The organism is Nonomuraea sp. B19D2 (assembly GCF_040137845.1).
Lineage (GTDB): Bacteria > Actinomycetota > Actinomycetes > Streptosporangiales > Streptosporangiaceae > Nonomuraea.
On the sequence record NZ_JBEFAK010000076.1, the window covers coordinates 26,063 to 36,520 of the forward strand.

Annotated in this window: 12 protein-coding genes; 7 read left to right on the forward strand and 5 right to left on the reverse strand. The window is 72.2% G+C overall.

Going from position 1 to position 10,458, the window contains the following annotated elements:
- The first annotated feature begins 10 nt into the window (after positions 1-10).
- The 3 genes from ABN273_RS55805 to ABN273_RS55815 all read left to right on the forward strand — a co-directional run bounded on the left by ABN273_RS55805 (position 11) and on the right by ABN273_RS55815 (position 2,466).
- Complete coding sequence (locus tag ABN273_RS55805) at positions 11-961, forward strand: VWA domain-containing protein (protein WP_349457904.1); 951 nt, start codon at positions 11-13, stop codon at positions 959-961.
- Positions 962-2,014: a VWA domain-containing protein gene (locus ABN273_RS55810; protein ID WP_349457905.1), complete on the forward strand. Its 1,053-nt coding sequence runs from the start codon at positions 962-964 to the stop codon at positions 2,012-2,014. It begins immediately after the preceding gene.
- A 101-nt stretch (positions 2,015-2,115) separates the two neighbouring features.
- Complete coding sequence (locus ABN273_RS55815; RefSeq protein ID WP_349457906.1) at positions 2,116-2,466, forward strand: VOC family protein; 351 nt, start codon at positions 2,116-2,118, stop codon at positions 2,464-2,466.
- Between the two features lie 55 nt (positions 2,467-2,521).
- Here ABN273_RS55815 and ABN273_RS55820 read toward each other — a convergent pair whose 3' ends face one another.
- Genes ABN273_RS55820 through ABN273_RS55830 form a run of 3 tightly spaced genes read right to left on the reverse strand, consistent with a single transcriptional unit; the run spans position 2,522 to position 5,249 of the window.
- The gene (locus ABN273_RS55820; protein ID WP_349457907.1) at positions 2,522-3,478 is read right to left on the reverse strand and encodes an AraC family transcriptional regulator; all 957 of its coding nucleotides are present in this window, start codon (positions 3,476-3,478) and stop codon (positions 2,522-2,524) included.
- Between the two features lie 42 nt (positions 3,479-3,520).
- Positions 3,521-4,300, reverse strand: a complete 780-nt coding sequence (locus ABN273_RS55825) for an acyl-CoA thioesterase domain-containing protein (RefSeq protein ID WP_349457908.1) — start codon at positions 4,298-4,300, stop codon at positions 3,521-3,523.
- Positions 4,301-4,304: 4 nt separating this feature from the next.
- Positions 4,305-5,249, reverse strand: a complete 945-nt coding sequence (locus ABN273_RS55830) for a helix-turn-helix transcriptional regulator (protein ID WP_349457909.1) — start codon at positions 5,247-5,249, stop codon at positions 4,305-4,307.
- 51 nt (positions 5,250-5,300) lie between these two features.
- Here ABN273_RS55830 and ABN273_RS55835 point away from each other — a divergent pair, with 51 nt between their 5' ends.
- Positions 5,301-6,380, forward strand: a complete 1,080-nt coding sequence (locus ABN273_RS55835; RefSeq protein ID WP_349457910.1) for an epoxide hydrolase family protein — start codon at positions 5,301-5,303, stop codon at positions 6,378-6,380.
- 47 nt (positions 6,381-6,427) lie between these two features.
- Positions 6,428-6,859 (forward strand): type II toxin-antitoxin system PemK/MazF family toxin, encoded by a 432-nt coding sequence (locus ABN273_RS55840; RefSeq protein WP_349457911.1) that lies wholly within the window; start codon positions 6,428-6,430, stop codon positions 6,857-6,859.
- 106 nt (positions 6,860-6,965) lie between these two features.
- On the opposite strand, the gene ABN273_RS55845 is transcribed toward ABN273_RS55840, so the two are convergent.
- Together ABN273_RS55845 and ABN273_RS55850 are read right to left on the reverse strand one after the other, a co-directional pair.
- Positions 6,966-7,964 carry a LacI family DNA-binding transcriptional regulator gene (locus ABN273_RS55845; RefSeq protein ID WP_349457912.1) on the reverse strand — a complete coding sequence of 333 codons (999 nt, stop codon included), beginning with the start codon at positions 7,962-7,964 and terminating at the stop codon, positions 6,966-6,968.
- A 209-nt stretch (positions 7,965-8,173) separates the two neighbouring features.
- Entirely contained in the window at positions 8,174-8,779 is a 606-nt protein-coding gene (locus tag ABN273_RS55850) for a helix-turn-helix domain-containing protein (RefSeq protein ID WP_349457913.1), read from the reverse strand.
- Positions 8,780-9,168: 389 nt separating this feature from the next.
- Between ABN273_RS55850 and ABN273_RS55855 the strand changes: the two genes are divergently transcribed.
- Positions 9,169-9,735, forward strand: coding sequence for a hypothetical protein (locus ABN273_RS55855; protein WP_349457914.1), 567 nt, complete (start codon positions 9,169-9,171; stop codon positions 9,733-9,735).
- Between the two features lie 183 nt (positions 9,736-9,918).
- Positions 9,919-10,338 (forward strand): HIT family protein, encoded by a 420-nt coding sequence (locus ABN273_RS55860; RefSeq protein ID WP_349457915.1) that lies wholly within the window; start codon positions 9,919-9,921, stop codon positions 10,336-10,338.
- Positions 10,339-10,458 lie beyond the last annotated feature (120 nt).

Here is a 10,458-nt window from a genome sequence, read left to right on the forward strand (position 1 = left end):
AGGAGGCCTCGTGACCCTGTACTCGCCGCTCTTGCTGGTCGTCGGACTGCTCGTCACGGCGGTGCTCGCCTGGGCGGCAATCGTCTCGGCGCGCCGCCGGACGGCCGCCCTCGCCGCGGCCGGCGTCGCCGTGCCGGGCGGCCGCCGGGCGTACCTCGGAACCGGCCTGACGATCGCCGGCGTCGCCGTACTCGCGATCGCCACCGCCGGACCGGCGGCCATGGTGCCGGTCCCGCGGACCGCGGGCACCGTCATCCTCGCCATCGACGTCTCCAACAGCATGGGCGCCGACGATGTCGCGCCCAACCGGCTGGCGGCCGCGCAGCGGGCGGCCCGCGCGTTCGTGGCGGCGCAGCCCGACAGCGTCGACATCGGAGTCGTCGCGTTCGAACGGGGCGCGCTCACCACCGCACGGCCCGACGCCGACCACTCCACCGCGCTCAAGGCCATCGACCGGCTGAAGATCACCGGCGGCACCTCGCTGGGGACGGCCATCACGACCTCGCTGACGGCCATCACCGGCAAGCAGGTGGCCATCGGCCGCGACGGCACCGCGCCCGACATCGGCTACTGGCCGTCGGCGACGATCGTGATGTTCTCCGACGGCCAGAACCAGGGCGCCGACGTCGAACAGGCCGCGGCCGTGGCCCAGAAGGCGGGCGTCCACATCCACACCGTCGGGGTCGGCACCACGGCCGGCGCGACGGTCAAGGTCGACCGCTACCACCTGCAGACCTCGCTCGAACAGGACACCCTCACCTTGATCGCGCAGACCACCGGCGGCGCCTACCACCCCGCCTCCGACACTGCGCGGCTCGACGGGATCGCCGACACGATCGATCTGCGGCTCACCGTCTCCGACGAGCCGCTGCCTCTCGCCGGCGCCCTGATCGGGCTCGCCCTCGCGCTGCTCACCGCGGGAGCGGCGCTCACCGTGCTCCGGTCTGGACGGGTGATCTGAATGACGTTCTCATGGCCGTGGGCGCTGCTGTCAGTCCTGGTCATCCCGCTGGTCTTCGCCATCCGCTGGTGGGCGCGGCGCCGCCGCCGGCGCTCCGCCGTGCGCGTCACCTCGATCGCGCTCGTACGCAGCGCCCTGCCCGGCCGTACGCGCTGGACCCGGAAGATCCCCGCGGCACTGTTCGTGGCCGGGCTCGCGCTGCTCGCGGTCGGGGCCGCCAGGCCGCAGGCGTCCGTGCCGGTGCCGCAGACGTCGGTGACGATCCTGCTCGCGCTCGACACCTCCGGCTCCATGTGCTCCACCGACGTCGACCCCAACCGCATCACCGCCGCGAAGAAGGCCGCCGCGGACTTCATCGAGTCGCAGCGCGGCGGGCCGCGCATCGGCCTGGTCACCTTCGCCGGCACCGCGGGCCTGCTCGTCCCGCCCACCGACGACAGCGACTCGCTGATCGAGGCGCTGGACGGCCTCACCGTGTCCCGCGGCACCGCGATCGGGCAGGCCATGCTCACCTCGATCGACGCGATCGCCGAGGTCGACCCGTCGGTCGCCCCCACCGGCGCGAACCCCGGCAACGGCAGCGGCGAAGGCTACGCCGGCGCCGCGATCGTCGTGCTCACCGACGGCGCCAACACCCAGGGCGTCGACCCGCAGACCGCCGCCCAGGAAGCGGCCCTGCGCCGCGTCCGCGTCTTCACCATCGGCTTCGGCACCACCAGCCCGGCCCCGATGGTCTGCGACAACTCCCAGTTCGACGGCCGCGGCTTCGGCGGCTGGGGCGGCGGCCGCGGCGGCTTCGACCGCGGCCGCAACGTCCGCATGATCGACGAGCCCGCACTCAAACAGATAGCCCAGACCACCGGCGGCTCCTACCACCGCGCCGAGAACGCCGACCAGCTCCAAAGCGCCCTCAACGCCCTCCCCGGCAGCTTCACCGTGATCCGCCAACGAGTCGACACAGCCGCCGCCTTCGCCGCCGGCGGCGCCCTCCTCATCACCGCGGCCCTGTCCCTCTCCCTCTGGTGGAACCGCCCCAGGACCCCGACCCGCTGACGGCACCTGCAGCCGGCCGGACGGCGGCGGGCCTGGGCGTCGGCCGTGCCGGTGCAAGGATGTTCAAGACCAGCCCGCCCCGTCGCCGTCAGGCTGGGCGCATGACAGCGACTCTTACCTCCATCGTCATCGACTGCGCCGACCCGGCCGCGCTGGCGGCCTTCTACGCCGAGGTCACCGGCTGGCGGGTCGGCTCGGGCGACGCCGACTTCGTCGGGCTCGAAGGCGGCCCGGTGTCGATCGCGTTCCAGCGGGTCGACGGCTACCAGGGGCCCGGCTGGCCGAACAACGGGAAGCACGTGCACCTCGAGTTCAAGGTCCCCGACGTCGAGGCCGCCAAGAAGGAGCTTGCCGGGCTCGGCGCCACCGTGCCCGATTTCCAGCCGGGCGGCGCCGACTGGACCGTGCTCATCGACCCCGAAGGCCATCCCTTCTGCGTCATGGAAGGCTAGCGGCCCGCGGGAACCGGCCTGACGTGGGTGTCCTCCCCGGCACGTCGGCAGTCGGTCAGGGAGCTCGGGAGGCGAGCAGGCGGCGCAGGGCCGTGGGGGTGTGGCCGACGTGGCGGCGGATCGTACGGGTCAGGTGGGCCTGGTCGGCGAACCCCAGGTCGGCGGCCAGCCCGGCCAGGCTCGCCGCCCCCTCTTCCAGCCGGTCGAGTGCCCGCCCCACGCGCACGCGGTTGCGGTAGTGGGTCAGGGAGATGCCGAGCTCCCGGGTGAACGCCCGGCTGAGCTGGTAGGGCGAGACGGCCAGGAGCTCCGCCAGCGACATCAGCCCACCCGCCGCCGGATCATCGGCCGCGATGGCCTCACGAGCGGCATCCGCGATCATCGCACTGGTCCTGACGACGGCGCCCGCCCTGCGGTTGCCCGGCGTCTTGGCAGACCTTCCCTTGGCCGCACCTGGCCCGGCGACGTGAGGCTTCACCTCGGCGGCTCCGGCAATGAGGGCATGCACCTCTCCGGTGCCCGCCCGCAACGCCCCAGTCCGGGACGTGGCCGGGGTCGGGGCGGGGGCCAGCTGCGAGAGGGCGGTGCCGAGGAGGGAGAGCAGGGACTCGGCCAGCTCGAAGGCGGCGTCCCCGCCGCGCGCCGCCGCGAGGAAACGCCGGTGCGCCAGGTCCAGGCGGGCGTCCACGTACAGGGCGGGGCGGGCCGGCGGCGGGCCGTCACCGGCGAGCGTGTGCCACAGGGCGGGCGACAGGGACACCGAGGTGCACACGTCGCCACCCGCCGGGTGGGCGAAGTGCTCCTCCGCACCGGGCACCGAGAGGTACGCCATCGTCGGGTCGATCACAGCGGTCCGCCCGTCCGCCCTGCGCCGGAAGCGGCCACGGCGCACCAGCACCAGGGAGTGCCGGGAACCCACCTCGGCCGACGACCACCCCCAATGGTCGTCGACACAGGTCACCGCGTCGAGGCGGAACCCATCCCCGGCGGCAAGACGCACAGCTGAACGCACCCGCCGAACGTTACGCCGCGGGTACGACAATCCAGCGGGCGGCTACCGGCCACCGAAGCCGAGCGGGTTGGCCACCGCCGTGACCACGCAGAACCCGAAGGGCCCGGCCGTGTCGTGCATGGTGACCTGCCCGGTCGCCACCCCGTCGGCGCTCAGGTGACCGGTGGTCTCTACCCCGATCAGCTCACCGGCCGGGAGCCGGGCGAGCGTCAGCGTGTAGTCCGCGTTGATGAACCCCAGCCGCCCGCCGGTGCTGACGTTGCTGAGCGGGCTGGCGAAGTCGGCGGCCAGCGCCGCGCGTACGAGCGGTGTCAGCGGCTCGTCGTCCACCAGCTGGTACGACTCCCGCAGCCACGCCCGCCCAGAACCCGGCTTCCCCCACTCCGTCACCCGCCACAGGTCGAACGGCGGGGTCCACGTGGTGGGCCCGTCCACCGGCGGCGGCCCGTCGGGCGGGGGCGAGTCCCACGCGGGCGTGACGAACGTCTGCGCTCCGTCAGGCTGCTCGCCCTGCCGGAGCAGCACCGCGCCGGCCCGCCCGATCGGCCCCTGGTCGGTGGAGATGATCGCGTCGGCCACCAGGATCCTGCGCCCGGACCTGATCAGCGAGGTCTCCACCGTGACCGGCACCATCGGGCTGCTGCGGAACAGATCGACCGTCAGCCGGGCGAGGTGCAGCCCGGGCTGGGCGTAGCGCCGCTCGATGGCCCGGGCGGCCAGCCCGCCGAGCAGGCGGCCGTGGAGCATGTCGGGGGACCAGGGGCCTCGGGCGTGCGGCGCGGGCACCAGCTCGCTCTGCTTCTGCGTGAAGAACGCTGACACAGAATCAGATTCTAGGGGAGAGCAGCCGCTCACCAAGAGCGCGCAGACGTTCCTTCAGCTCCAGGGGCTCCAGCACCTCGAAGTCCACGTCCAGGAACGCCACCACCATGGCGATCAGGTGCAGGTCGTCCCCGCGCAGGGTGAGCAGGCACGTCCGGTCGTCCACCGGCTCGACCGTGCCCGGCGTCCTGCCCGCGAGCCGCCCGGCGGGGGCGTGCACGCGGAAGCGGGCCTCGACGGGCCACATCTCGTGGGCCAGGCGATGCTGCAGCCAGGCGGCCACGTCGGGCCCGGGCGGCTCGCGCGGGGTGAAGCGCGGGCCGTTCGGGGTCCTGAGCCGGATCCGGTCGGCGCGGTAGGTGCGCCAGTCACGGCGGTCGACGTCCCAGCCCACCAGGTACCAGCGGTTGCCCTTGGTGACGAGGCTGTGCGGCTCGGCCTTCCTGAGCGCGCTCTCGCCCTGGTGGCCGGTGTAGTCGAAGCGGAGCTGCTCGTGGTCGCGGCAGGCGGCGGCGACCCGGGTGAGCACGTCGGCGTCGACGGTGGGGCCCTCGCGGTTGATCCGCACGGTGTGCCGCTGCAGCGTGTTGACGCGGTGGCGCAGGCGGGCGGGCAGGACCTGCTCGAGCTTGGCCAGCGCGCGCAGGGAGGTCTCCTCGATGCCGGTCACGGTGCCGTTCGCGGCGGTACGCAGGCCGACCGCGACCGCCACCGCCTCCTCGTCGTCGAGCAGCAGCGGCGGCAGCTCCGCACCCGCGCCCAGCCGGTAGCCGCCGGAGACACCGGGCGCCGAATGGACGGGGTAGCCGAGGCTGCGCAGCCGGTCGACGTCACGGCGCACCGTCCGCGGGGCGACGCCGAGCCGCTCCGCCAGGTCGGCGCTGGACCAGTCGCGCCTGGCCTGCAGGAGTGAGAGCAAGCGCAGCAGTCTCGCCGAGGTGTCCAACACGGCCACCATTGTGGCCCGATTCTGGCCGCATTTCCGCCTAACGTCGCGGACATGGACGAATTCGTCATCGACATATCCCAGGACCGGCTCGACGACCTGCGCGAGCGGCTGGAACGCACCCGCTGGCCGGACGCTCTCGACGGGGTCGGCTGGTCGTACGGCGTGCCGCCCGAGGCGGTGCGCGAGCTGGCCGGCCACTGGCTCGACGGCTACTCCTGGCGCGCGCACGAGGCGCGGCTCAACGCGTTCCCGCAGTACACGACCGTGATCGACGGTCAGCGCGTGCACTTCGCGCACGTGCGCTCGCCCCGGCCGGACGCGCTGCCGCTGCTGCTGACGCACGGGTGGCCCAGCACGTTCGCGGACTTCTCGCGCGTCGCCGGGCCGCTCAGCCGCGACTTCCACCTGGTCATCCCGTCCATCCCCGGGTTCGCGTTCTCGGGCCCGACCACGGAGCCGGGCTGGGGCGTGCGGCGGGTCGCCGCCGCCTGGGCGGAGCTGATGTCCCGGCTCGGATACTCCCGGTACGGCACGCACGGCGGCGACTTCGGCGCCCTGGTCTCGCCCGCCGTCGCGCGGCTGGCTCCCGAACGGGTGGTGGGGGTGCACGTGAACGCGCTCACCGCGTTCGTCACCGACGACATGTCGGGCCTGACGGAGGCGGAGGCAGAGCGGGCGCGCGGCATCGGGCGGTGGCGGCGGGAGTTCTCCGGGTACGCGGCCATCCAGGGCACCAGACCGCAGACGCTGGCGTACGCGCTGGCGGACTCCCCCGCCGGGCTGCTGGGCTGGACCCTCGACGCGTTCGCCTCCTGGGGACAGGACGTGGGCGGGGTGCCCGCCGACGACATCCTCACCAATGTCACCATTTTCTGGCTCACCGGCACGGCCGGGTCAGCTACCCGCATCTACCGGGAGAGCGGCGGCGACTGGGAGGTGCCGGACGCGCCGGGGAAGACGCCGACCGGCGTGGCGGTCTTCCCCGGGGACAGCACGGTCAGGCGGTACGCCGAGCGGGCGCACAACGTGGTGCACTGGTCGGAGTTCACGCACGGCGGCCACTACGCCGCGCTCGAGGCCCCCGAGTTGCTGGCGTCCGACATCAGGGCGTTCTTCGAGGGCGTGGTGTGATCCAGGCCCGGCTGGATTTCGGCGGCGCGCCGCCGTAGGCTCCCCCAATGCGCGATCTAGGTGAGGATCCCCGGCCCGCCCGGGGTGCGGTACGCGAGATCCACTCGCTCAACGGCCCTGCCACCCTGGCCTACTCCCCCGACCTCGACGGCCTGGCCGACCCCGGCGAGATCGTCTGGGCCTGGGTGCCGTACGAGGAGGACCCGGCACGCGGCAAGGACCGCCCCCTGCTGATCGTGGGCCGGACCGGGCGCAGGCTCCTGGGCCTGATGTTGTCCAGCAAGGGCGACGACGGGCCCGACTGGCTGGAGATCGGCGCCTGGGGCCGGGACAGCCGGGTGTCGTACGTGCGGCTGGACCGGGTCTTCGTGCTGGACGAGGACGACATCCGGCGCGAGGGCGCGGTGCTCGACGGGGAGCGGTTCGCCCAGGTTGCGGCCCGGCTCATGAAGGCGCACGGCTGGGACGCCGGCCGCTGACCCGTCCCGTGGTGAGCGCGACGAAGCCGCCGCCCGGACACCCGATCACCCCGGTGCCGGTCGCCGCGGACGGGCCGGAACGCCGAGGAGCGGGCGAGGGCGGCGGTCAGCCGGTGGAGGCGCGTGCCACCAGGTCGGGCTGGAAGATCACCTGGCAGTGCTCGTGGGCGTCCGGCTCGTTGGCCTCCTCCAGCAGCATCAGCGCGGCCGTGTGGCCGAGCTGCTCACGCGGCTGCCGGATGGAGGACAGCGGCACCGCGGCCGCGGCGGCGAAGTCGATGTCGTCGTAGCCGAGAATGGCCAGATCGTCCGGGACCCGCAGGCCGCGCTGGGTCATCTCCTGCAGCACCCCGATGGCGACCAGATCGTTGGCGCAGAAGACCGCCGTGGGGCGGTCGGCGGGCGGCAGGGCGGCGATCTCCTGGCCGGTCGCGCGGCCTGTGGCGACCGTGAGGTCGGGCAACGGGATGACGGTCAGCTTCCCGGCCCGGCCGAGCACGGCGGCCAGGCCGTCGTGCCGCTGCCGCACCTGGCGTACGGTGAACGGCCCGCCGGCGAAAGCGATGTGGCGATGCCCCCGCTCGAGCAGGTGCCGCCCGGCCAGCCGCCCGCCGAGCATGTCGTCGACCGCGACGGCGCAGCCGTGCTGGTGCGGGGCGGAGCTGTCGAACCGCACCACCGGGATGCCGCGGGAGACCAGCCGGCTCAGCCGCTCCTCCTCGCCGGGGTCGTTGACCGGGGTGATCAGGACACCCAGCGGGCGCTGCTCCTCGAACGTCTCCAGCAGCCCGGCCTCGCGATCGGCGTCCTTGTTGCTATTGAAGACCATCACGGTGAGCCCCGCATCCTGCGCGGCCGTCTCGACGCCCCGCAGCACGTCGATGAAGAACGGGTTGGCCAGGTCGAGCGCGACCACGCCGATGGTGCGGCTGCGCCCGGCCCTCAACTGCCGGGCGGAGCCGTTGCGGACATAGCCGAGCCGGGCGATCGCCGCCCGCACCCGCAACCGGGTGTCGGGGGCCACCATCTCGGGCCGGTTGAGCACGTTGCTCACGGTGCCCACGGAGACCCCGGCGAGCCGGGCGACCTCTTTGATGCTCGACATCGTTCCTCGTGGCAGGCGTGTTGTTTGATCATAACGCCTTCGACCAGGGGTTCCGGCACGACGTAAGGCAGTACTGGTCAGACGCCGCATGTCCCACTTGCCTGGTTGGGGCAGCGGTCCCACATTCCCACGGAACTGAGTAGCCCTTACTCATGCGCAGATTTCCGGAGATAAGCAGACTCTGCGTAAAGAGAGACGCCGACAGCACTTCAGGGAAGGATTCGACCATGAAGGACGTCAGAGGGCCGTGGAAAATCAGCCAGCAGGGCGGAACCGAGCTGCACGTCGACATATTCCACCAGGAAAAAGATGGCACGTTCGCTGGAACCATCAGGCACGGCAACAACACCGTCACCGTAGAGGACACCAGGGTAACCGACCACGAAATCACCTTCAGGGCGCCATGGAAGCCAACCAGCCACGGACGCTATACAGGACGTTTCGATTTCCAAGGTCGCATCACTGGATTCACCTTCGACGAAAAGAGCCCCGGGAATCAAGCGACCTGGACCACCCCTCAGAGGCTCTTTGGGCCTTTTGCGTAAACAACTGCCATAGCCAGTCGGTGCCTGCGATGGGTCAGCCCCCTGGATCAGCGTAAAGGCATCCGGCTCGGTCGCGCGGGTCGGCCGCCGGTTGCCGCCGCGGCTGCGCAGCCAGACGCGGGCCTCCTCGATGAGCTGGTCCACGAACCCGTACGAGCGGCCGAGCGCCCCCGAAAGTGCGCGGACCGACTCGCCTTCCTGGCAACGGGCGGCGCCGAACGCCGCGATCGTCTGACGTTCGGCGCCGGTGATGCGTACGCCCCCCCACACACCTCCCCCCGGTCTCTTGACGGCGTGCGGCTCAGCAGCTCCGGCACCTGCTGAGCGGAAGTCGCCGGCGAAGGCTCGATCATCCCGGCCGCCGCCGTGTCGCACGCGCCGGTCACGGCCGCGCTCCCGGGCTGGGCCCTGGATGGTCGAGCACGTTCGGGGGTCATGTGGTCCGCCGCGCCGGCTGACCGGCAGCCGACACAACGCCCCAAGGTGCGGTCGCCATCGCCACACGTACACCGTGGCTTCGAAAGCGGTCGACAAACAGGACCCCAAAGACGCGAGTCTGGTCGGCCCCGGCCATCGCCGGATGTGTAAAACGGCTGGAGATCACGTTCGCGTGATCCCGGCAGCGCACACCCGACCCGCCTTCGACCACGGAGCTCATCATGACCAGCAGGCAGACCGCGTTCATTCCCCTTGCGCTGATGATGGCAACGGGCTTGACGCTCGAGTCGTCCGGCGCCGCCATGGCGGTGGTCCCGCGGCCGGTGACGATCGCCCAGCTCTCCGCGGGCCCCTATCCGCCGATTCCCGGCCCGATCCGCGACATCATCGAAGACCTCAAGAGGATCAGCCGGGACCTCGAGAGGCTGCAACGCGACATCCAAAAACTGATCGACGATCTCCGGAGGTTGTTCCCCCGATCCTCTTCGATCTCGGCCGCGAACGATGTCGCTGCGGATGCCTCCGAGCTCGTCTCCCGGATCGATGCTCTCGATCCCGCCGACGTCAGCAAGCACGCTCCAGGGATCGCCGCCGAAGCGGCCCGGATCGCCGCCAACGCCCAGCGGCTGGCCGCCCACACCCAGAGCGCCCGTACGAGCGTCCAGGCGGGGGGCAGAGCCTCCCGGATCTCCTCCACCGCCAAGCGGATCGTCGCCACCGCCAACAGGACCATGGCCGAGGTCGAACGCTTGGACGCCCAGGTCTCCGCCCGTGCGAGTGTCGAGTGAGCCGCCCCCGGTTCGGGGCGGCCGGGCCGGCACCGCGTGGACGCGTTCGGCGGCGCGGCCCGCATGGCCGCCTGGCGCACACCGGCGCCGCCTGGCGCATCCGGACGATCCGGCCGCCCCATCCGCTCAGCTGATCCCGGCACCCGCTACGCTCCTGCATGATCGAGTCGAGGAGGGGTGGCCATGGCCGGGACCTGTACGTTCTGCGGCATCGTCGCCGGGCAGATCCCGGCGGAGATCGTCTACTCCGACGAGCACGCGGTCGCCTTCCTCGACATCTCGCAGGCGACCCGCGGCCACACCCTGGTCGTCCCCCGCCAGCACTGCCGCGACCTGACCGACATCGGCCCCGACCGCGCCGGCCTGCTGATGCAGGGCGCTGTGCACACGGCCGCCGTGCTCCGGCGCGCGCTGGAGCCGGGCGGGATGAACATCTGGCACGCCACCGGCCCCACGGCCTGGCAGACCGTGTTCCACTTCCACCTTCACCTGCTCCCCCGCTACTCCCCCGAGGATCTCAGGCAGGCGTGGACCCATCGGGAGCTGCCGCTGGCGTCGCTGGCGTCGCTGGCCGATCGCATCAGGGCCGCCGCGGCGCCCTAGGAATGTCCTGAAGATCTTGGTGGGTGGGCTGGTATGGGCTGGCACGTCCGCCGGTCATGGGCTGGTCGGGGTGAGGGTCCAGGTGTTGTTGAGGTAGGCGAGTCCGAGGTTGACCAGGCG